Source organism: Stenotrophomonas sp. (assembly GCF_035634915.1).
GTDB lineage: Bacteria > Pseudomonadota > Gammaproteobacteria > Xanthomonadales > Xanthomonadaceae > Stenotrophomonas.
This window is the reverse complement of record NZ_DASQCB010000010.1, coordinates 238,448-258,429: the sequence shown is the minus strand read 5'-3', so window position 1 is coordinate 258,429 and position 19,982 is coordinate 238,448. Positions and strand designations below refer to the sequence as shown.

The following is a 19,982-nucleotide window of genomic DNA, read 5'->3' as shown; positions in this document are numbered from 1 at the left end:
GGCGGTGATGACAGGGTTGCAGATCGGGATGGGTGGGGCTGTGCAGATCCGGCAAGGATCACGTCAAGGCGATGGATCTCGCCGGTGGCTGCGCCTGCGGTAGAGGACGGCGCGGTTGCGGCCGGCGTGCTTGGCCCGGTACAGGGCCTTGTCGGCCTGGCGGATGACCAGATCGGCGTCGGCCTGGGTTTCCGGGTAATGGCTGACCCCGGCCGAGATGGTGACGTGGCCGACGGTGGGGAAGGTGTGCGCCTCGATGGCACCGCGCAGCCGCTCGGCTACCTGCAGCGCGGTTTCGGCGCCGACCTCGGGCAGCAGGGCGAGGAACTCCTCACCGCCGAGGCGGCACAGTACATCCTGCGGGCGCGCATTGGCGCGCATGCACTGGGCGATGGTGGCCAGTACCTGGTCGCCGGTGTCGTGGCCATGGCGGTCGTTGACGTCCTTGAAGTGGTCCACGTCCAGGGTGATGACGCCGAACGGCATTCCCGAGGCGTTAAGCGCACTGAGCGCGCGTTCCAGGCCGCGCCGGTTGAGCAGCTGGGTGAGGGGATCGGTGAGGGTGGCCTGATCCAGCAGGCCGATGCGCTCGCTGAGGTTGCGGAAGCTGACCAGCACGGCCTGCTTCAGTTCGGCCGCTTCGTAGTACCAGGAATTGACCGCCTTGACCTGGGTGATGGCGCTGCCGACATCGCGGTCCTGTGCGTGCTGGGCCAGTTCCTGCAGGGGGGAGGCGATGCGGCGCGAGCACAGCCAGATCAGCAGCAGGGTGAGCAGCCCCAGCGGTGCGGCGTTGCGCAGTACCGTGCCCAGCAGGCTGCCGATGGGGGCCACGGCGGCATCGGCCGGGCGCTGGGCGACGATGCCCCAACCGGCCGCGGGCACAGGCGCGAAGCCGGCCAGCATGTGCACGCCGTGGCGGTTGCGCGAATGCACCGCGCCGGCGCGGCCTGCGCTGAGTGCATCGACGGCCGCGTTGCGGGTGGCGGGCTGGCCGATGCGGTCCGGTTCGGGGTGGTACAGCACGGTGCCGTTGCGGCTGACCACGTACAGGTAGGAGCCATCGTCGTAGGGATGCGTGCCCAGCAGGCTGTGCAGCACGTTGGGATCGCGCAGGTGGATGGAGGCGGTGATGTAGCCGGCGTATTCGCCCTGCGCATCGAACATCGGGTGCGACAGGGTGACCACCAGGTTGCCGGTGTGGGCGATGAAGGGATCGCTGACCATGGGCAGGCGCTGCTGCAATGCCTGCCGGTTGGCCGCGCTGGTGAGTGCTTTGCCCTGCAGTTCCGGCAGGGCGGGCGAGGCGCCCACCACCACGCCCTGGGCATTGACCGAGATGACGCTGTTGAAGGCGTCGGTCTGCAGCTTGATCCGTTCTACTTCATCGTCATGCGCGGCAGGCTGGGCGAGGTTGCGGCTGAGGCGTTCGGCACCGACGGCCAGCTGCTGCTGTGCGTTGAGCACGAAGTGCTGGGTGGATTGGGCCAGCGAGCGTGCGTAGACGCGGTTGGCTTCCAGGCTTTTGTCGAGCAGCTGCTGACGCTGCACCTGGTAGCCGGCCCAGACCGCGTTGCCCAGCATGACCAGCGCGGAGAGCGTGGCGAGCGCGAGGATCAGCCACTGGAGATTCACCTGCCGGATCGATCCCTTCACCGTGCGCCCCCTTGGCTGCTGGTTGGCTGAGGTTACCGCTGGGGGCGTGGGCGACGCGTGCGCGCGGCCTTCACGCGGACCATGGACCCGCCCCCGTGCCGACAGGCCCGTGACCCGGTAGCGCCGGGCCATGCCCGGCGAGCGTAGCGACTCAGCCGTCGGTCGAACGGCTGACGGCCTCCCACTGCTCGATGCCGTCGCTTAGCTCCTGCAGCTTGCCGCGCACCCGCTGCACGGCATCGCTGCCCAGCAGCAGGTGTGCAGGCGGTGCCTCGCTGTCGATGAGCTGCAGCATGGCCTGTGCGGCCTTGGCCGGACTGCCCAGCTGCTGCCCGCTCTTGGCTTCACGCGCACTGCGGATGGGATCGAACAGGGCGTCGTAATCGCCGATTGCGCGCGGCGAACGCACCATGGAACGGCCGGCCCAATCGGTGCGGAACGAGCCGGGCGCGACAGCGGTGACATGGATGCCGAACGCGGCCACTTCCTTGCCCAGCACTTCGCTGATGCCTTCCAGCGCGAACTTGCTGCCGCAGTACCACGCGATGCCGGGCAGGGTGATGAAGCCGCCCATGGAGGTGATGTTGAGGATGTGGCCGCGGCGGCGCGCGCGCATGTGCGGCAGCACGGCCTTGATGAGCGCGGCCGGGCCGAACACGTTGACCTCGAACTGCTGGCGCAGATCGGCCAGGGTGGATTCTTCGAGGATGCCTTCGTGGCCGTAGCCGGCGTTGTTGACCAGCACGTCCAGCGCGCCGATGTCGGTTTCGATGTGGGTGACCAGGGTGTCGATGGCGCTGGCGTCGCTGACATCGAGCAGGCGCCCGAACGCGCGGCCAGGGGCGAGGGTTTCGAAATCCTGGCGGACTTGTTCAGTGCGCACGGTGCCGACCACGCGGTGGCCGGCGAGCAGGGCCTGCTCGGCCAGCGCACGGCCGAAGCCGCTGCTGACGCCGGTGATGAGGAACAGACGGGGGGAGGGCATGCGGGTTGCCTTCTGTGGAGGAGCTTGCACGTTAGTACTTGCCCTGCTGCCGACCCAGGCCTAGGATTCGGCCGTTCTTGCCTATTGCTATGGATGTGCGATGCAACAGCCATTACAGGCACGCATGGTGGAGCGGCTGCAGGCGCTGGCAACGGCGGAGGGCTACACGCTGACCGCGTTGCCGGGCGTGCGGCTGCTGCGTTCCAACCGACCGCTGGCGCGCACGCCCGTGCTGTACGACCCCGGCATCGTGATCGTCTGCCAGGGGGTGAAGCGCGGCTACCTGGGCGGGCAGGTGTACCAGTACGACGCGCAGCACTACCTGGCGGTGTCGGTGCCGGTGCCGTTCACCATGGAAACCGAGGCGACAGCCGAGGAACCGCTGCTGGCCATCTACCTGCATCTGGATCTGCAGATGGCTGCGGATCTGGTGTTGGAGCTGGACGGACGCGTGGACGCCGCGCCTGCGCAGGCACAGAGCATGATGTCCAGCCCGATGCAGCCGGCGATGCAGGCGAGCGTGCTGCGCCTGCTGGAAACATTGGGCGATCCGCTGGAGGCGGCGGTGCTGGGGCCGGCGCGGGTGCGCGAGCTGTACTACCGCGTGCTGACCGGTGCGCAGGGCGGCGCGATGCGCGAGGCACTGGCGATGCGCGGGCGCTTTGGCCGCATCGGCAAGGTGCTGCGGCATATCCATGGGGCCTATGCGACGGCGCTGGAGGTGGAGGGGCTGGCGGCCGAGGCGGGGATGAGCGTGCCGACCTTCCATGCGCACTTCCGTGACATCACCGGCACTTCGCCGATGCAGTACGTGAAGTCGACCCGCCTGCACCAGGCGCGCTTGCTGATGCTGCGGCAGGGCATTACGGCCGAGGCAGCGGGGCTGGCAGTGGGCTACGCCAGCCCGTCGCAGTTCAACCGCGAATTCAAGCGCCTGTTCGGGCTGCCGCCCGCAGCCGAGGTGGCGCGCATGCGGCGCAGCTTCGCGCTGCCGCCGGCGCCGGTGGATGCGGCGTACGTGTCTTCGCACTGAGGAGCCGCCGTGCGTGGCCCGGCACGACCAACGGCCGGCCCAGCCCGTAGTGCCAGGCCATGCCTGGCAGATTTGACAGCAAGCCCAGCCAGTAGTGCCAGGCCATGCCTGGCAGATTTGACAGTCGCCCTACCAACTAGTAGGTTTGCGACCATGAAAGACCCACTCTCCCCCAAGGCCCACGAGATCCTGGCCCATGCCCGTTCGCTGCTGGAAGCCGGCGGCTACAACGGTTTCAGCTACGCCGACATCTCGGCGCGGGTGAACATCAGCAAGGCCAGCATCCACCACCACTTCCCCAGCAAGGTGGACCTGGTGCGCACGGTGGTGGCGCTGTACCGGGCCGAGGCGCGCGAGGGCCTGGCCCTGCTGGACCGCCAGCTGGGCGACCCCCTGCAGGAACTCAACGCCTATGTGGATTACTGGTCCAGCTGTATTGCCGGCGGCACGTCCTCGTTCTGCATCTGCGCGATGCTGGCGGCCGAGGGGCCGATGATTCCGGCTGAAATTGCCGACGAAGTGCGCGGGCACTTCGAGGACCTCAGCGGCTGGCTGGCCGTGACCATGGAAAAGGGCGCGGCGATGGGCCAGCTGCGCCTGCAGGGGTCTGCGGCGGATGAGGCCAGGGCGTTCATGTCGTCGGTGCACGGCGCGATGCTGGCCGCGCGGGGCTTCGCTGATGCGGCCACGTTCCCGGCATTGGCCCGGTTGGCAATTGCGCGGGTCAGCGCTGCGGCTTGATGTGTGTGATGGGCCTGCGCCAGCGCGGGCCTTCTTTTTACCCAGAGTGCCTACCTACTAGTAGGTTCATAATCTCAACGGAGTTACCTCGATGGCACACCCTCTGTCCCTGCTCGGCGCGATCCACACCGCCGTCAGCCTGGTTCCGGTCCTGGCCGGCCTGTACGGCTTCATCCGCCACCGCGCGATCGACCCCGGCACGCGGTCGGGCAAGCTCTATCTGCTTGGGCTGCTGTTGTCGGTGGTGACGTCATTCACGGTATCGAGCACGGGCGGCCTGAATCCCGGACACGCGTTTGGCGTGATCGTGCTCCTGATTGCTTTCGGAGGCGTGCTGGTGGGGCGGCTGCGCTTCTTCGGGCGGCTGGCACCGTATCTGTCGACGTTCGCCCTGTCTTTCAGCTTCCTGCTGTCCCTGGTGCCAGGCACCAACGAAACGCTGACGCGGCTGCCGGTGGGCCACCCGGTTGCGGCCGCGCCCTTGGCACCGGTGGTGCTGCAGGTGTTGCTGGGGTGCGCGGTGGTGTTCGTGATCGGGTTTGCGGCGCAGTGCTGGCGGATCCGTTCGCGTTGCTGAGTCAATCGCTGTCGGTTGGGGCGCGCGCTGTGTGCAGCAGACGCAGCACGCGTACCTGCGTAGGCATGACGTCGTAGACCATTACATAGCGGGAATGGACCACCCATTCCCGGGTGCCCGGAACTCGCCCGGGCCGACCGAGCTCAGCATGGTGCATCAGGCAAGTGGATCGCTCAGTGAACTTTTCGTCCAGAGCCAGCGCTGCATTCGGGCTGTCCACCTCGATGAACGTATAGATCAGCTCGCGGTCTTCAATGGCTTGTGGTGTCCAGAACAGCTTTCTCACTTGGTGGATTCAAGCCTGCGCCTGGTTGCTTCACGGCGTGCCGCGAAACGAGCTTCCACCTCGCTTGAGGGAACCAATTGCCCTGCGTCTGCAGCGTCGAGTGCTGCCTGCACCTGCAGACGGAACTGAGCGTCGTTCTCTGACGGTTGTTGCTGCTGCACGAAGGCACGCATGAAATCCCGGAGCAGCTGTGCGCTGGTGCGATCGCGCGCTTTGGCTGCATCCCCGAACGCCTGCTTGAGAGCTTCATCTACTCGGAACGTGAACGTGGCCTCGTTCATGGTGTTCATCCTGTGTGTTACACGGTAGTAACAGCGTAACATGCGTCCGCGCTTCAACCTGTGAGCGGCCAGTACAAAGGGCCGGAAGTATTCCGCCAGGTGAAGGCTAACGCGGCTGACCGGACGGCGCGAGGCTGGATGCGTCAGTTGCGCTGCGCCGTGGCTCAGCACCCCACCAGCCGGTCCGCACTGAGCGCACCACGATGCAGACTGCGGTATTCCGTCGGGCTGGCATCGACCAGACCACGGAAATGCCGACGGAACGATTCCTGCGATCCAAACCCGGCCTGTTCGGCCACCCACTGCAGCGGGCGGTCGGTGGTTTCCAGCAGTTCGCGGGCGAAGGTGACGCGTTCGCGGATGAGCCAGTCGATGGGCGACAGGCCGGTGGCTTCCAGGAACTGCCGCTGCAGCGTGCGCTGGCTCAGTGCGGCCTGCTCGGCCAGGCTGCCCAGCGAATGGGCCTCGCGCAGGTTGTGGCGCATCCATTCCATCAGTTTCGCCAGCCGCGTGGGTTCGCCGTTGGGGATGGCGCGGCTGACGCGCTGGCTGCGCTCGGCATCGCGCCACGGTGCCAGCACCAGGCGTTCGGCCACCAGGTTGGCCACGCGCGCGCCGTAATCCTTGCGCACCATGTGCAGCATCATGTCCATGCCGGTGGCCGAGCCGGCCGAGGTGATGATGTCGCCGGTATCGACGTACAGCACATCCTCGCGCACATGGATGCGCGGAAAGTCGCGCGCCAGCGTTTCGGTGAGCCGCCAGTGGGTGGTGGCCTGGCGGCCATCGAGCAGGCCGGCCCAGGCCAGCACGAAGGCGCCCGAGCAGATGGAGGTGATGCGTGCGCCACGCGCGTGGGCGCGGATGAGCGCATCCAGCAGGGCCTGCGGGGGTCGTTCGCTGGGTTCGCGCCAGCCGGGAATGACGATGATGTCGGCGTCGTCGATGGTGTCGAGCGAGTAGGGCAGCTGCACCTGTGCGCTGCCGAGCATGCGCAGCGCACCGGGTTCGCCGGCGCAGAGCTGGGTGCGGTACCAGGCCACGCCCAGCTCCGGGCGGATGGGGGCGAACAGGCCGACCGCGCAGCCGAATTCGAACAGCCCCTGGCCGTGGCAGGCCACGATGGCAACGGTGGGCGCGGTGGGGTCGATGGGCATGGTTCGATGCTACCCATGGCGTGGTACGCGCACAGCGGTGTGCAGGCATGTGCAGATGCCGGTGGGGTATATGGATGGGGTCGGATCCCGTCCGCAGGACGGGCTCTGACCCCGCAGACGCCCGGTACGCGAACCGGGGTCAGAGCCCTTCCTATGGAAGGGATCCGACCCCGGGCATCACCCCTTGCGTAAGGTCATTACCAGCGGTCATGTGGCTGGCCGGATTTGACGGTTGGGTGACGCGATATCGGCTGTTGCGGTGAGGGCTGGGGTCTTTGAATGGGGCTGTGTCTCCGGCCCACCCCCACGAGCCCCCATGCCTGCCGCCCATTCGCCTGTCCTCAACACCCTTGCTGTCCTGATCACCGCCGCACTGGCCGCTGCCACCGCCCATGCCGCCGAGGTCGATGCCGATGCGCCTGCCACGACGGCGGCGTCGGCCAACCTGGCCGCGTCCACGCTGGATGCCGTGGTGGTGACCGGCTCGCGCACCAGCACGCGTACGGTCAAGAACAGTTCCACCCCGATCGATGTGATCTCCGCCGAAGACCTGGCGGCCACCGGCCAGGCCAACCTGCTCGAAGCGCTGCAGCGCAGCCTGCCATCGCTGAGCCAGATTGGTGGCTACCAGAGTGACCAGGAGAGCCTGATCCGTGGCTACCAGCTGCGCAACCTGTCGCCGGGCTACACGCTGGTGCTGGTGAACGGCAAGCGCCGCAATGCAAGCGCCTATGTCAGCGGTGCCAATGGCGGCGGCTTCCCCGGCCACGCCTGGGCCGATCTGGCGCTGATTCCGGTGGCGGCCATCGACCATGTCGAAGTGCTGCGCGATGGTGCCTCGGCCATCTACGGGTCCGATGCCATCACCGGCGTGGTCAATGTCATCCTGAAATCGCAGGCGCATGGCGGCGATGTCGCGGTGGAAAGCGGGCAGAGCATCGATGGCGACGGTACGCGGACCAGCGTGCGCGCGAACATCGGCCTGCCGTGGGGCGAGGATGGTTTCGTCAACCTTTCCGGCGAAACCACCCGCCAGCACCATGCCATCCGCACGCGACGCTACATCGACGGTTACCTGAGCTACCCGGCGGTGGACGCCAGCGGCAACCTGGTTGCGCTGCGGCCGAACAACCAGCTGCCGGCCGGTGCCACGCCGAACCCGGCCGAGGCCACGCGCGATGCCGAGGCCAACACCATCCTCAGCTCGCCGTCGTATTCGCTGCGGGCGTTTGCAGTGAATGCCGGCCATGGCCTGGGTGACAACGCGCAGTTCTACGCCACAGCCACGGCCAGCGACCGCAGTGCGCAGGCCATCCAGAACTTCCGCCTGCCGGCCACCATCTTCACCACCTACAAGGCACCGAGCGTGCTGAGCGTGTGGCCCGATGGCTTCCTGCCGGTGCTGGAAACCAAGGAGAAGCAGTACACCGGCAGTGCCGGCGTGAAGGGCCAGCTGGCTGGCTGGGACTACGACGCCAGCCTGACCGGCAACCGCAGCACGGTGCGCACCTATACGCGCAGTTCGGCCAACTTCTCGCTACCGTACCCGGGCTCGCCCACCGACTTCTACGATGGCAAGCTGGACTACCAGCAGGGCATCGCGAACCTCGACCTGCGTCGCGGCTTTGAAGTGGCAGCACTGGCTTCGCCGCTGGAGGTGAGTGCCGGTGCCGAGTACCAGCATGAACAGTACGAGCGCGGCGCAGGGCAGTGGGAGTCGTACACCGGTTTCGGTGCGGCGGCATTCGTCGGCTATTCCACCGCCGATGCGGTGAAGGCCACGCGCAACAGCAAGGCGGTGTACGTGGGCGCGGCCAGCAACATCACCTCGCGCTGGTACCTCGATGCCGCTGCGCGCTGGGAAGATCATTCCGATTTCGGCAGCGTTTCGACCGGGCGGCTGACTACGCGCTTTGATTTCACCGATGCGCTGGGCGTGCGTGCGACGGTCAGCAATGGCTTCCACGCGCCCAGCCTGGGCGCGCAGTTCTACCAGGCCACCGGCAGCTGCCCGTGCGGCACCACGCTGGTGGCACAGGTGTCATCGCCTGCGGCGGTGGCCCTTGGCGCGACGCCATTGAAGCCGGAAAAGGCGAACAACTACAGCCTGGGTGTGACCTGGGACCCGAGCCCGGCTTTCCATCTGGCCGTGGACGCCTACCAGATCGACATCCGCGGGCAGCTGGGCCAGTCCAGCCAGATTGGCTACAACGCGCAGGACCCGGCGCGCATCACCGACAACAGCGGCACGGTGCTGACCACGGCGCAGAAGAACACCATCGATGCACTGCTGGGCACGGCCGGCATCAGCATTCTGCCCGGCGATGCGTTCTATGCCAGCTACTTCACCAACGTGGGCAACACCCGTACGCGCGGCGTCGAGCTGACCTTGGAGGCGAACCAGGAGACGGCATGGGGCAAGCTGCGCTGGACGTATGCGGCCAACGTGGGCCGCACCACCATCCAGAAGGTCAGCGACATTCCTGCCGCGCTGCAGGGCCTGCCGAACATCAACCTGCTGACGAGATCCAGCGAATACGCACTGCGCTTCCGCACGCCCAGCTACACGCAGGTGGCGGGCCTGGGCTGGCAGAACGGGCGCTGGCGCTCGAACCTGGACTTCACCTATTACGGCCCGATCAAGCGGCTGAACAACGGCGTGGAATACAAGCAGCCACCGGTGCTGGTGACCAATCTGTCCGGCGGCGTCGAGCTGGGCGGCGGCTGGAGCGCCGCGTTGGGCATCAACAACCTGTTCGACAAGCGCACCCGCAAGGTGCCCGAGTACGCACGCAGTGCCAGCGACGTGGCCAGCATCGAGACCACCTGGGATACCGGCGATGTGCTGAGCACGGTCGGTGCGTACTGGTATGGGCGGGTCAATTACCGGTTCTGATTGAAGCGAAGTCGAGCATGGCTCGACTCTACAACGGAGGATTGCATGTCATCTGCATTGAACGTGGTTGCATTGATTGGCTCGCCAACGAGTTCGGCAACGTCGCGGACGCTGCTGCTGGTGCGGCATCTGCTGGAGGCACTGCAGCAGCGCCTGCATGCCAGCGCGACGCTGGTGGAGCTGGCGCCGATCGCGCGTTCGCTGGGCCAGGCGCTGTCGCGTGCCGAGGTCGACCCTGCGGTGGAGCACGCGTTGGCCACGGTGGAAGCGGCCGACCTGCTGGTGGTGGCAGCGCCGGTGTATCGAGGCTCCTACCCGGGGCTGTTCAAGCACCTGGTCGACTTCATCGGGCTGGAGGCGTTGGTGGACACGCCGGTGCTGCTGGCCGCCACCGGAGGCAGCGAACGGCATGCGCTGGTGATCGACCACCAGCTGCGACCGCTGTTCAGTTTCCTGCAGGCGCACACGCTGCCGATCGGGGTGTATGCCACGCCGGCCGATTTTGACGGTGCACAGATCAGCAGCACGGCACTGCAGGCACGCATCGCGTTGGCGGCCGAGCGTGCGGCCGGACACGTAGCGCAGCCGGCCGTGGCCGTGCCGGCACCGCTGCGGCGTATTGCGTGATGCCGCACCCCGGCATAACCGACGGCAGTGTGCTTATCGCCAAGGCGCATCTGCGTGGCCGGATCTGACCGCCGATTGTCGCGCGATGGCGCAGCTGCAGCGCCGGCCTTCTCTAGCATCGAAGACGAAGCGGCACTGCGGTGCCGGACCTGATGAGGACGACCCCGTGGCTGTAGATGCAACTTCCAAACCCATCCTGTTCCTGCTGGACCGCCAGTTCGAAGACGGCCAGCTGCCTGGACAGCGCTTCTTCTGCCGCCACAGCCTGCTGCTGGAAGGCGCGCTGTCGAGCATCGACGGCCTGGACGCGCAGCTGGACGTGCGCCGGATCGGCTTTGCACGACCGCGCCGCGAGGTGATTGCCGAGATCGGCGAACAGGACCAGTCGCTGCCCAAGCTGGTGCTGCCACAGGGCGTGCACAGCGAACACGCCAACGGCGCCCACCACGAGCGGCAATACGTTTCCGGCGCCGAACCGATCCTGGCTGCCCTGAACGGGCTGCTCGGCATTCCCGTGGCCCACCCCTGAGCGAGGACGCGCGCATGAGCTACCTGATCAGCGTATTGGACAAGAGCCCGGTGGCCGACGGCGGCACGCCGGAGCAGGCGCTGCGCAACAGCCTGCAGCTGGCGCAGCGGGCCGAACAGCTGGGCTACCATCGTTACTGGTTTGCCGAACACCACGCGGCGCCGACCCTGGCCAGCCCGGCACCGGAAGTGCTCGCGGCCTGGGTGCTGGCGCAGACCCGGCGCATCCGCATCGGCAGTGGTGGGGTGATGCTGCGCCATTACGCGCCGTACAAGGTGGCCGAGAACTTCAATCTGCTGGCGGCCCTGGCGCCGGGCCGCGTGGACCTGGGCGTGGGCAAGGCCCCCGGTGGCCTGCCGGCCTCGACCGCAGCACTGGCCGCAGGCCGACCGGCCTTCGCAGATTTCGCCCAGCAGCTGCGTGATCTGGAAGGCTATCTGTCCGGCTCGCGCGAAGACGCGCAGGCGCGGCCGCTGCCGCAGACCGCGCCCGAACGCTTCCTGCTGGGTGCCAGCCCGCAGAGTGCACGGCAGGCGGCCGAGCTTGGCTGGCGCTTCGTCTACGCCGCCCACTTCGATGGTGATCCTTCCCATATCGAAGCGGCGTTCGACGCCTACCGCGCGCTGTCGTCGCAGCCACCGCTGCTGGCCACCGTGGCCTTTGCGGCGCCTACTGCCGAAGCCGCCGCGCGGCATATCGGCGCGTTGCGGGTTTACAAGCTGCATCTGGGCCCAGGGCAGACGGTGAACCTGCCCAGCCCGGAGGCTGCGGCCGAGTACGCGCGGCAGGTGGGCGTGAGTGATTTCCATATCGAAGAAACGCGGCCCAGCGTGTTGTCCGGCGATGCCGCCCATGTGCGCGGCGAGCTGGACGCACTGCACCGGCGCTTCGGCGTAGGTGAATTCATCCTCGACGCCCCCGTGGCCGACCTCGATGCCCGCCTGACTTCCCTTGAACTGCTGTCGCCCGCGCCGCGCGCGGCGGTGGCCTGACCTGCAGGAGCGACCCCCATGAGCACGACCCCGCGCCACATTCCGTTCGGCATCATGCTGCAGGGCCCCGGCAGCCACATGCATGCCTGGAAGCACCCTTCCAACCCGGCCGACGCCAGCGTCAACCTGCAGTTCTACATCGACATCGCGCGTACCGCCGAGGAGAACGGCATCGCCTTCGGCTTCGTGGCCGATGGCCTGTACATCAACGAGAAGTCGATTCCGCATTTTCTCAATCGCTTCGAGCCGATTTCGCTGCTGTCTGCACTGGCGACCGCGACGAAGAAGATCGGCCTGGCCGGCACGCTGTCGACCTCCTACAGCGACCCGTTCACCGTGGCCCGCCAGTTCGCCTCGCTGGATCTGCTCAGTGGCGGCCGCGCGGGCTGGAACGTGGTGACCTCGCCATTGGAAGGCTCGGGCCGCAACTACGGCCGCCCGCACCCGGAACACGCGCTGCGCTACCAGATTGCCGATGAGTACCTGGACGTGGTGCAGGGCCTGTGGGATTCCTGGGATGACGATGCGTTCGTGCGCGAGCGCGACAGCGGCACCTTCTTCGCGCCGGAGAAATTCCGCCGTCTGGACCACAAGGGCAGGTTTTTCCAGGTGGAAGGGCCGTTGAACATCCAGCGCTCGCCGCAGGGGCAGCCGGTGATCTTCCAGGCCGGCTCGTCCGACGATGGCATCGCGCTGGCCGGCAAGTATGCCGATGCGGTGTTCACCCACTCGCCTTCGCTGGAGGAAACGCGTGCGTTCACCCAGAAGGTGAAGAACTCGGCCATTGCCCATGGCCGCAGCGGCAACGACGTGAAGATTTTCCCCGGCATCGGCCCGATCGTCGGCCACACGGCAGCAGAAGCGGAGGCCAAATACCAGGCCATCGCCGCGCTGGCCAGCCTGGACGATGCGCTGGCCTATCTGGGTCGCTTCTTCGACCATCACGATTTCAGCCAGTACGACCCGGATGCGCCGTTCCCCGAGCTGGGCGACATCGGCAGCAATTCGTTCCGTTCCACCACCGACCGCATCAAGCAGGACGCGCGCGAGCAGGGCCTGACCCTGCGCCAGGTGGCACTGCAGGCGGTCAGCCCGCGGCCGAACTTCATCGGCACGCCGCAGCGCGTGGCCGACGAACTGATCCGCTGGTTCGATGCGGGTGCCAGCGATGGTTTCATCCTGGGTTTTGCTGCGCAGCGCGAAGGCCTGGATGATTTCGTCAGGCTGGTACTGCCGATCCTGCAGGCACGCGGCTACCACCAGCGCGAGCTGGAAGGGCAGACCCTGCGCGACCATCTGGGCCTGCCACGCAAGGCCAGCCGCCATGCAGCCGACGCCGAGCCGGCGCGGAAGGTGGGGTAAGGCGATGAGCGGAGACGTATCGGTAGCGCCGGGCCACGCCCGGCGGACTTCACAGCCCACCGGCGTGCTGCCACAGATTGCCGCACGCGCCGAGCAGGCCATTGCCCTTCGCCATGATCTGCACCGCCACCCCGAGCTGGCGTTCGAAGAACACCGTACCAGTGCCCGTGTGGCCGAGCTGCTGCAGGAATGGGGCTATGCGGTGACCACGGGCGTCGGTGGCACCGGCGTGGTGGGCACGCTGCAGCGGGGGCAGGGCAGCCGTCGGCTGGGCCTGCGCGCGGACATGGATGCGCTGCCGATTCACGAGGAATCCGGCCTGGCCTACGCCAGCCAGAACGAGGGGCTGATGCACGCCTGCGGCCACGATGGCCACACCGCCATCCTGCTGTCGGCGGCGCACTACCTGGCCCACCACGGGCGCATCAATGGCACCCTGCAGCTGGTGTTCCAGCCGGCCGAAGAGACCGGCTCAGGCGCTTTCAGGATGATCGAGGACGGCCTGTTCGAGCGCTTCCCGGTGGATGCCATCTACGGCCTGCACAACTGGCCGGGCGTGCCGGTGGGGCACTTCGGTTTCGTTGATGGGCCGGCGATGGCGTCTGTTGACTGGGCGCGGCTGAAGGTGATCGGCAAGGGCGGCCACGGCGCCGAGCCGCAGGGTAGCGTCGATCCGATCCTGGTTGCCGCGCACATCATCACCGCGCTGCAGAGCGTGGTGTCGCGCAATGTGGACCCACGGCAGATGGGCGTGGTCACCGTGGGTTCGATCCACGGCGGGCAGGCGGCCAACGTGATTCCCGATGTGGTGGAGCTGACGCTGACCGTGCGTGCCTATCTGCCGGAAGTGCGCGACACCCTGCGCCGCCGGGTGACCGGCATTGCCGAGCAGACCGCCGCCGCCTTTGGGGCGCGTGCCGAAATCGAGTTTCCGCGTGGCTTCCCCAGCGTGATCAACCACCCGCAGCAGACCGCGTACATCCGCGAGGTCGCGCGGCAGGGCTTTGGTGAAGCGCAGGTGGTACCGGCCTTCGCGCCGCGTACCGCCAGCGAGGATTTCGCGTTCCTGCTGCAGGCGCGGCCGGGCAGCTTCGTCTTCATCGGCAACGGCGACAGTGCACCGCTGCACAGCCCGCGCTACGTGTTCAACGACGCGGCCATCGCCCCGGCGGCCAGCCTGTGGGCGCGGCTGGCCGAGGATTACCTGGTGGAGGGCGCGGCATGAGCGTGCAGTTCGACAACGAGCGTTTCCTCTACACCTCGGTGGATGACCCGCTGGCGCGACCATTGTTCGATGGTCTGGAGCAGGAGTACGACAGCCGCTACGCCGATGTGCGCCGTCGCATCGGTGGCAGTGCCCGCGAGGAACTGCAGCGCTATCCGGCGCAGGCGTTCGCCGCACCGGTCGGTGCATTCGTACTGCTGCTGCGCGATGGCGTAGCGATTTCCGGTGGTGCGTTCATGCCGCATCGTGATGCAGACACCGCTGAATTCAAGCGCATCTGGACGTTGCCTGGTCTGCGTCGGCAGGGCATCGCCCGCCGCGTGCTGCAGGAGCTGGAAGACCAGGCGGCACGCCAGGGCTACCGGCGCGTGTTCCTGACTACCGGCTTCCGCCAGCCCGAAGCCGTGGGCTTGTACCTGAGCCATGGCTATACCGCGCTGTTTGATCTGCAGGCGGACCCGGAGACCATCGCGCACCTGCCATTTGAAAAGCACCTGCACGCCGCAACGCCACGACCGGCTGCCCGCGTTGCACGGCTGCACGGAGCCCATGCATGAGCACGCCATCGACTGCGCTGGAGCGTATTGCGGCCCGCCCGGCAACCGCGCCCGCGTTGAAGATCGTGCCGGCGCGGCACCCGCTGCAGACCGTCGGCACGGTGCTGGCGCTGGCCCTGATCCTGATCGGGCTGCAGTCGGTGCTGGGCAACCCGCGCTGGGGCTGGGGCACGTTCGCAGAATGGTTCTTCGCGCGCCCGGTGCTGGAAGGGCTCGGCCGCACCCTGCTGCTGACCGCCCTGGGTACGGGCCTGGGCTTCGCGCTGGGCACGCTGCTGGCGCTGGCCCGGGTGTCCGGCTCGCCGCTGCTGTCGGCGGTGTCGTGGGGCTATGTGTGGTTGTTCCGTTCGATACCGCTGCTGGTGCTGCTGCTGCTGTTGAACAACCTCGGCTATCTCTACAGCACCATCGAACTGGGTGTGCCGTTCACCGGCATCAGCCTGTTCTCGTACCCGACCACCCAGCTGATCGGTGTGTTCACTGCGGCGGTGCTGGGCCTGACCTTGAACCAGGCGGCATTCTCGGCCGAAGTGATCCGTGGCGGCATCCTCTCGGTCGACCATGGGCAGTATGAAGCCGCTGCGGCGCTGGGCCTGCCGCGCGGGCGCCAGGTCCGCCGCATCATCCTGCCGCAGGCGATGCGCTCGATCCTGCCGGCGGCCTTCAACGATGTGATCGGGCTGGCCAAGAGCACCTCGGTGGTCTATGTGCTGGCGTTGCCGGAGCTGTTCTACACCGTGCAGGTGATCTACCGGCGCAATCTGGAGGTGGTGCCACTGCTGATGGTGGCCACGGTGTGGTACCTGGTCATCCTCACCGTGCTTTCGCTGTTGCAGCGGCGGGTGGAGCAGCGTTTCGCACGTGGCCAGCTGCAGCGCGAGCGCAGCGTCTCACGGGTGCCTTCGCCGCCGCGGACAGCCGCTGACGGGGCGGTACCTGTGGCGCATCGCCCGCGCATCGCTGCGCGGGTGGAGGCGGGGCAGGGCGCGGCGGTTTCGCTGCACTCCGTGGGCAAGGTGTTCGGCGAACAGACCGTGCTGGACGAGGTGAACCTGGAGCTGCGCGCCGGCAGCGTGACCGTGCTGATTGGTCCTTCCGGCGCGGGCAAGTCGACGCTGCTGCGGCTGATCAACCACCTTGAACGCGCCGACAGCGGCTACGTGACCGTGGCCGGGCAGCTGATCGGCTACCGCCGCGAGGGTGAGACGCTGTACGAGCTGCCCGAGCGCGAGATCCGTCGTCGTCGCGCCGAGGTCGGCATGGTGTTCCAGGGCTTCAACCTGTTCCCGCACCTGACCGCGCTGGAAAACATCATCGAGGCGCCGATGGCCGTGCGTGGCCTGTCGCGGGCGCAGGCCGAGCAGCAGGCGCGCGACCTGCTGCAGCGTGTCGGCCTGGCTGACAAGGCCGATGCGTTCCCGCGCCAGCTGTCAGGTGGCCAGCAGCAGCGCATCGCCATTGCACGCGCCTTGGCCCTGCAACCCAAGGTGCTGCTGTTTGATGAGCCGACCTCGGCGCTGGACCCGGAACTGGTGGCCGAAGTGCTGAGCGTGATCGAGGAACTGGCCCGCTCCGGCACCACCCTGGTGATCGTCACCCACGAACTGAGCTTCGCCCGGCGCGTGGCCGACACCGTGGTGATGATGGACCAGGGGCGGGTGATCGAGCAGGGCAGCCCCGAGGCGCTGTTCGAGCGCCCGCGCCAGCAACGAACCGCCGATTTCCTGGCCAAGACCCTGTAACCCGAGGATTTCCATGAGCCCTGCAGCATCCCGCCGCCCCTCGCGCAGCACTGTGTTGATCGGTGCGGTGCTTGTCATCGGCGTCGCCGGCATCGTCTATTCCTGCGTGCGCGCGCCGGCAGCAGTGCCCGCCGCCAGCGTGACCCTGGCCGGGGCCGATGCGCCTGCACTGACCGGTACGCCAGACCCGAAGGCGCAGGCGCTGATTCCGGCGGGCTATCGTTTCGTGACCCCGGGTGTGCTGACCGTAGCGACCCACCCGGCGCAGCTGCCGCTGGCCGATTATGGTGCTGACAGCAGGCAGGTGGTGGGTGTTGAACCGGACATCGCCAAGCTGATTGCCGACGGCCTGGGACTGAAGCTGGTGCTGGTGCCGGTGGCCTGGCCTGACTGGCCGCTGGGCCTGGAATCCGGCAAGTACGACGCGGTGCTGTCCAACGTGACGGTGACCGAGGAGCGCAAGAAGAAGTTCGATTTTTCCAGCTACCGTTTCGACCTGCTGGGCATCTACACGCGCACCGATGGGCCGATCCAGAAGATCGAGAAGCCGGCCGACGTGGCCGGGTTGAAGGTGGTGGTGGGGGCGAGTACCAACCAGGACCAGATCCTGCGGCACTGGGACCAGCAGAACATCGCCGCCGGCTTGAAGCCTGTGGAATACCAGTACTTCGACGATGCGGTGGTGGGGCGGCTGGCGGTGATCACCGGGCGTGCCGATGTGTCGTTCGAGCCGAATGCTACGGGCGCCTATTCCGCACGCGATGGCAAGGTGCGCCGGGTGGGCCTGTTCCCGGGTGGCTGGCCGGATGCCGCGGCGATTTCAGCGACCACCCGCAAGGGCAGCGGTCTGGCTGACGCCATCACCGCAGCGTTGAACACGCAGATCCGCAGCGGCACCTATGCGCAGGCATTGGCGCGCTGGAACCTGACCGAGGAGGCCGTGCCGCAGTCGCAGACCAATCCGCCGGGGCTGCCGGATCTGTGACCACCCCCTGGGTAGCCGTCTACCGTCCCTGCTTTGGTAGCCGTCGACCGTCCTTTGCTTTGGTAGCCGTCGACCTTGGTCGACGGAAAGCGCCAACCAAGGTTGGCATCTACCAAGGCGGAGTGGCCATCGCTCTGGTAGCCGTCGACCTTGGTCGACGGAAAGCGCCAACCAAGGTTGGCATCTACCAAGGCGGAGTGGCCATCGCTCTGGTAGCCGTCGACCTTGGTCGACGGAGAGCGCCAACCAAGGTTGGCAGCTACCAAGGCGGGAGGGGCCATCGCTCTGGTAGCCGTCGACCTTGGTCGACGGAAAGCGCCAACCAAGGTTGGCATCTACCAAGGCGGGAGGGGCCATCGCTCTGGTAGCCGTCGACCTTGGTAGACGAAGAGTGCCAACCAAGGTTGGCAGCTACCAAGGCGGGAGGGGCCATTGCTCTGGTAGCCGTCGACCTTGGTCGACGGAAAGCGCCAACCAAGGTTGGCAGCTACCAAAGCCCACAGCGCGCTGGGTTCAACGTGAGGGTTCCCACCAGCGCGTGCCCGCCACAGGCGCCTGCATGTCCAGCGCCTGGCCCATGATCGGCGTGGCCACGGGCACGTTCTTCGCCGCCGCCAGCGCGGTGATGCGCTCGAACGGTTGCTGCCATGCGTGCAGGGCCAGGTCGAAGGTGCCGTTGTGGATCGGCAGCAGCCACTTGCCACGCAGGTCCAGGTGCGCCTGCAGGGTCTGTTCGGGCTGCATGTGCACGAAGGCCCAGCGCTTGTCGTAGGCGCCGGTCTCGATCATGGTCAGGTCGAACGGGCCGTACTTCTCGCCGATGGCCTTGAAGCCGTCGAAGTAGCCGGTGTCGCCGCTGAAGAAGATGCGGAAGTCGCCGTCCTGGATCACCCACGATGCCCATAGGCTGCGATCGCTGTCACCCAGGCCGCGGCCCGAAAAATGCTGCCCCGGGGTGGCGGTCAGGCGCAGGCCATTGGCCTCGGTGGACTGCCACCAGTCCAGCTGCTCGACCTTGGCCGCATCCACGCCCCAGGCAATCAACTGGTCGCCCACGCCCAGCGGCGCGATGAAGCGCGCGGTCTTGCCGGCCAGCTGCATCACCGCGGCATGGTCCAGATGGTCGTAATGGTTGTGCGAGAGGATCACGCCGGCGATCGGCGGCAGGTCTTCAATGCTGATCGGCGGCGCGTGGAAGCGTGCCGGGCCCATCCACTGCACCGGCGAGGCGCGCTTGGAGAAGACCGGGTCGGTCAGCCAGTACTGGCCACGCAGCTTCAACAGAACGGTGGAATGGCCGAGCCGGAACAGGCTGCGGTCCGGTGCGGCGTCCAGCGTGGCGCGGTCCAGCGCCTGCACCGGAATCGGGTCGGTCGGCACGGTGCCCTTGGGCCGGTTGAACAGGAACGTCCACCACAGCTCGGCGCCGGCGCGCAGGCCCATCGCCGGTTTTTCAAGGACGTTGCGGAACCTGCCATCACGGTACTGCGGCGAATCGGGGAAATCGGGCAGGGACCAGGACTTGCAGAAGGTATAGGCGGTCACGGCAAGGGTTCCAAACAGGAGGACAAGGAGCAGGCGCTTCATCGGGGACGTCCGCTGGGTACACTGCACAGTGTAGTTTCCGATTTCAGGAAAGTACACCGACCGGTGTAAAATGTGCGCATCTGTTCAGTTTCCTGGTTCCTGCCATGTCCCGTGCTCCGCAACGCCTGACCGACCGCAAACGCGAAGCCATCGTGCGCGCGGCGGTGGAGGAGTTCCGCAGTGCCGGCTACGAGGCGACCAGCATGGACCGCATCGCGGCAGCGGCCGGCGTGTCCAAGCGCACGGTCTACAACCACTTCCCCAGCAAAGAAGAACTGTTCGGCCACATCCTCGAAGAGCTGTGGGAAAGCAGCATGGCCGCCGTCGTGCTGCCGTACCGCGCCGACCAGCCGCTGGACGTGCAGCTGCTGCAGCTGATCGGGCAGAAACTGGACCTGCTGGGCGATGCCAACTTCATCGATCTGGCGCGTGTGGCGATGGCTGAGATCATCCATTCCCCCGAGCGAGCGCAGGCGATTGTCTGCCGCCTGGGCGAAAAGGAAGGCGGCGTGAGTGCATGGATCCGCGCCGCCATTGCCGATGGGCGCCTGCGTGAGGTCGATCCGGAGTTCGCCGACCACCAGCTGCAGGGCCTGGTGAAGGGCTTCGCGTTCTGGCCGCAGGTCACCATGGGCCAACCGCCGCTGGGACCGGTCGAACGGCGCAAGGTCGCCGAATCGGCGGTGGCGATGTTCCTGGGGTTCTACGCACGCTGAGCCCACGCGGCAGCGACGTGATCTGATTCTGCGCACCGTGCAGCGATA

At 67.1% G+C, this 19,982-nt stretch carries 19 protein-coding genes; 13 read left to right on the top strand and 6 right to left on the bottom strand.

What is annotated here, in order from left to right; translation table 11 throughout:
• Positions 1-63 precede the first annotated feature (63 nt).
• Together VER16_RS08960 and VER16_RS08955 are read right to left on the bottom strand one after the other, a co-directional pair.
• Positions 64-1,656 (bottom strand): sensor domain-containing diguanylate cyclase, encoded by a 1,593-nt coding sequence (locus tag VER16_RS08960; RefSeq protein ID WP_324807318.1) that lies wholly within the window; start codon positions 1,654-1,656, stop codon positions 64-66.
• Positions 1,657-1,807: 151 nt separating this feature from the next.
• Positions 1,808-2,641 carry an oxidoreductase gene (locus VER16_RS08955; RefSeq protein ID WP_324807316.1) on the bottom strand — a complete coding sequence of 278 codons (834 nt, stop codon included), beginning with the start codon at positions 2,639-2,641 and terminating at the stop codon, positions 1,808-1,810.
• Between the two features lie 100 nt (positions 2,642-2,741).
• Between VER16_RS08955 and VER16_RS08950 the strand changes: the two genes are divergently transcribed.
• The 3 genes from VER16_RS08950 to VER16_RS08940 all read left to right on the top strand — a co-directional run bounded on the left by VER16_RS08950 (position 2,742) and on the right by VER16_RS08940 (position 4,992).
• A complete protein-coding gene (locus tag VER16_RS08950; RefSeq protein WP_324807315.1) occupies positions 2,742-3,674 on the top strand; it encodes an AraC family transcriptional regulator in 933 nt (310 codons plus the stop codon).
• A gap of 153 nt (positions 3,675-3,827) precedes the next feature.
• The gene (locus tag VER16_RS08945) at positions 3,828-4,415 is read left to right on the top strand and encodes a TetR/AcrR family transcriptional regulator (protein ID WP_324807314.1); all 588 of its coding nucleotides are present in this window, start codon (positions 3,828-3,830) and stop codon (positions 4,413-4,415) included.
• A gap of 91 nt (positions 4,416-4,506) precedes the next feature.
• On the top strand, positions 4,507-4,992 hold the full coding sequence (locus VER16_RS08940; RefSeq protein WP_324807313.1) for a hypothetical protein: 486 nt from the start codon (positions 4,507-4,509) through the stop codon (positions 4,990-4,992).
• 1 nt (position 4,993) lies between these two features.
• Here VER16_RS08940 and VER16_RS08935 read toward each other — a convergent pair whose 3' ends face one another.
• The 3 genes from VER16_RS08935 to VER16_RS08925 form a co-directional block, all read right to left on the bottom strand.
• Positions 4,994-5,278 (bottom strand): type II toxin-antitoxin system RelE/ParE family toxin, encoded by a 285-nt coding sequence (locus VER16_RS08935; protein WP_324807311.1) that lies wholly within the window; start codon positions 5,276-5,278, stop codon positions 4,994-4,996.
• On the bottom strand, positions 5,275-5,559 hold the full coding sequence (locus VER16_RS08930) for a hypothetical protein (RefSeq protein ID WP_324807309.1): 285 nt from the start codon (positions 5,557-5,559) through the stop codon (positions 5,275-5,277). The genes VER16_RS08935 and VER16_RS08930 overlap by 4 nt, the downstream gene beginning before the upstream one ends.
• Positions 5,560-5,723: 164 nt before the next feature.
• Complete coding sequence (locus VER16_RS08925) at positions 5,724-6,716, bottom strand: helix-turn-helix domain-containing protein (RefSeq protein WP_324807307.1); 993 nt, start codon at positions 6,714-6,716, stop codon at positions 5,724-5,726.
• Between the two features lie 316 nt (positions 6,717-7,032).
• On the opposite strand from VER16_RS08925, the gene VER16_RS08920 reads away from it, so the two are divergent.
• The 9 genes from VER16_RS08920 (at position 7,033) to VER16_RS08880 (ending at position 17,631) form a co-directional block, all read left to right on the top strand.
• The gene (locus VER16_RS08920) at positions 7,033-9,612 is read left to right on the top strand and encodes a TonB-dependent receptor (RefSeq protein WP_324807305.1); all 2,580 of its coding nucleotides are present in this window, start codon (positions 7,033-7,035) and stop codon (positions 9,610-9,612) included.
• Between the two features lie 45 nt (positions 9,613-9,657).
• Positions 9,658-10,239 (top strand): FMN reductase, encoded by a 582-nt coding sequence (gene msuE / locus VER16_RS08915; protein ID WP_324807304.1) that lies wholly within the window; start codon positions 9,658-9,660, stop codon positions 10,237-10,239.
• A 166-nt stretch (positions 10,240-10,405) separates the two neighbouring features.
• Complete coding sequence (locus VER16_RS08910) at positions 10,406-10,768, top strand: DUF3088 family protein (protein WP_324807302.1); 363 nt, start codon at positions 10,406-10,408, stop codon at positions 10,766-10,768.
• Positions 10,769-10,782: 14 nt separating this feature from the next.
• Entirely contained in the window at positions 10,783-11,760 is a 978-nt protein-coding gene (locus VER16_RS08905; protein ID WP_324807301.1) for an MsnO8 family LLM class oxidoreductase, read from the top strand.
• 18 nt (positions 11,761-11,778) lie between these two features.
• A complete protein-coding gene (locus VER16_RS08900) occupies positions 11,779-13,122 on the top strand; it encodes an LLM class flavin-dependent oxidoreductase (protein ID WP_324807299.1) in 1,344 nt (447 codons plus the stop codon).
• 4 nt (positions 13,123-13,126) lie between these two features.
• Positions 13,127-14,347 carry a M20 aminoacylase family protein gene (locus VER16_RS08895; protein WP_324807297.1) on the top strand — a complete coding sequence of 407 codons (1,221 nt, stop codon included), beginning with the start codon at positions 13,127-13,129 and terminating at the stop codon, positions 14,345-14,347.
• A complete protein-coding gene (locus VER16_RS08890; RefSeq protein WP_324807295.1) occupies positions 14,344-14,904 on the top strand; it encodes a GNAT family N-acetyltransferase in 561 nt (186 codons plus the stop codon). Before VER16_RS08895 ends, VER16_RS08890 begins: the two co-directional genes overlap by 4 nt.
• A complete protein-coding gene (locus tag VER16_RS08885) occupies positions 14,901-16,646 on the top strand; it encodes an amino acid ABC transporter permease/ATP-binding protein (RefSeq protein WP_324807293.1) in 1,746 nt (581 codons plus the stop codon). Before VER16_RS08890 ends, VER16_RS08885 begins: the two co-directional genes overlap by 4 nt.
• A gap of 13 nt (positions 16,647-16,659) precedes the next feature.
• On the top strand, positions 16,660-17,631 hold the full coding sequence (locus VER16_RS08880) for an ABC transporter substrate-binding protein (RefSeq protein ID WP_324807291.1): 972 nt from the start codon (positions 16,660-16,662) through the stop codon (positions 17,629-17,631).
• 513 nt (positions 17,632-18,144) lie between these two features.
• Here the strand turns inward: VER16_RS08880 and VER16_RS08875 are convergent.
• On the bottom strand, positions 18,145-19,218 hold the full coding sequence (locus tag VER16_RS08875) for an MBL fold metallo-hydrolase (protein WP_324807289.1): 1,074 nt from the start codon (positions 19,216-19,218) through the stop codon (positions 18,145-18,147).
• A gap of 104 nt (positions 19,219-19,322) precedes the next feature.
• Between VER16_RS08875 and VER16_RS08870 the strand changes: the two genes are divergently transcribed.
• On the top strand, positions 19,323-19,934 hold the full coding sequence (locus VER16_RS08870; RefSeq protein WP_324807287.1) for a TetR/AcrR family transcriptional regulator: 612 nt from the start codon (positions 19,323-19,325) through the stop codon (positions 19,932-19,934).
• Positions 19,935-19,982: the final 48 nt, after the last annotated feature.

Excerpts from the sequence above, each read along its gene's own strand:
- VER16_RS08955 (WP_324807316.1), bottom strand. The coding sequence starts at position 2,641 with ATGCCCTCCCCCCGTCTGTTCCTCATCACCGGCGTCAGCAGCGGCTTC.
- VER16_RS08950 (WP_324807315.1), top strand. The coding sequence starts at position 2,742 with ATGCAACAGCCATTACAGGCACGCATGGTGGAGCGGCTGCAGGCGCTG.
- VER16_RS08945 (WP_324807314.1), top strand. The coding sequence starts at position 3,828 with ATGAAAGACCCACTCTCCCCCAAGGCCCACGAGATCCTGGCCCATGCC.
- VER16_RS08940 (WP_324807313.1), top strand. The coding sequence starts at position 4,507 with ATGGCACACCCTCTGTCCCTGCTCGGCGCGATCCACACCGCCGTCAGC.
- VER16_RS08930 (WP_324807309.1), bottom strand. The coding sequence starts at position 5,559 with ATGAACGAGGCCACGTTCACGTTCCGAGTAGATGAAGCTCTCAAGCAG.
- VER16_RS08925 (WP_324807307.1), bottom strand. The coding sequence starts at position 6,716 with ATGCCCATCGACCCCACCGCGCCCACCGTTGCCATCGTGGCCTGCCAC.
- VER16_RS08920 (WP_324807305.1), top strand. The coding sequence starts at position 7,033 with ATGCCTGCCGCCCATTCGCCTGTCCTCAACACCCTTGCTGTCCTGATC.
- msuE (WP_324807304.1), top strand. The coding sequence starts at position 9,658 with ATGTCATCTGCATTGAACGTGGTTGCATTGATTGGCTCGCCAACGAGT.
- VER16_RS08905 (WP_324807301.1), top strand. The coding sequence starts at position 10,783 with ATGAGCTACCTGATCAGCGTATTGGACAAGAGCCCGGTGGCCGACGGC.
- VER16_RS08900 (WP_324807299.1), top strand. The coding sequence starts at position 11,779 with ATGAGCACGACCCCGCGCCACATTCCGTTCGGCATCATGCTGCAGGGC.
- VER16_RS08895 (WP_324807297.1), top strand. The coding sequence starts at position 13,127 with ATGAGCGGAGACGTATCGGTAGCGCCGGGCCACGCCCGGCGGACTTCA.
- VER16_RS08890 (WP_324807295.1), top strand. The coding sequence starts at position 14,344 with ATGAGCGTGCAGTTCGACAACGAGCGTTTCCTCTACACCTCGGTGGAT.
- VER16_RS08885 (WP_324807293.1), top strand. The coding sequence starts at position 14,901 with ATGAGCACGCCATCGACTGCGCTGGAGCGTATTGCGGCCCGCCCGGCA.
- VER16_RS08880 (WP_324807291.1), top strand. The coding sequence starts at position 16,660 with ATGAGCCCTGCAGCATCCCGCCGCCCCTCGCGCAGCACTGTGTTGATC.
- VER16_RS08875 (WP_324807289.1), bottom strand. The coding sequence starts at position 19,218 with ATGAAGCGCCTGCTCCTTGTCCTCCTGTTTGGAACCCTTGCCGTGACC.
- VER16_RS08870 (WP_324807287.1), top strand. The coding sequence starts at position 19,323 with ATGTCCCGTGCTCCGCAACGCCTGACCGACCGCAAACGCGAAGCCATC.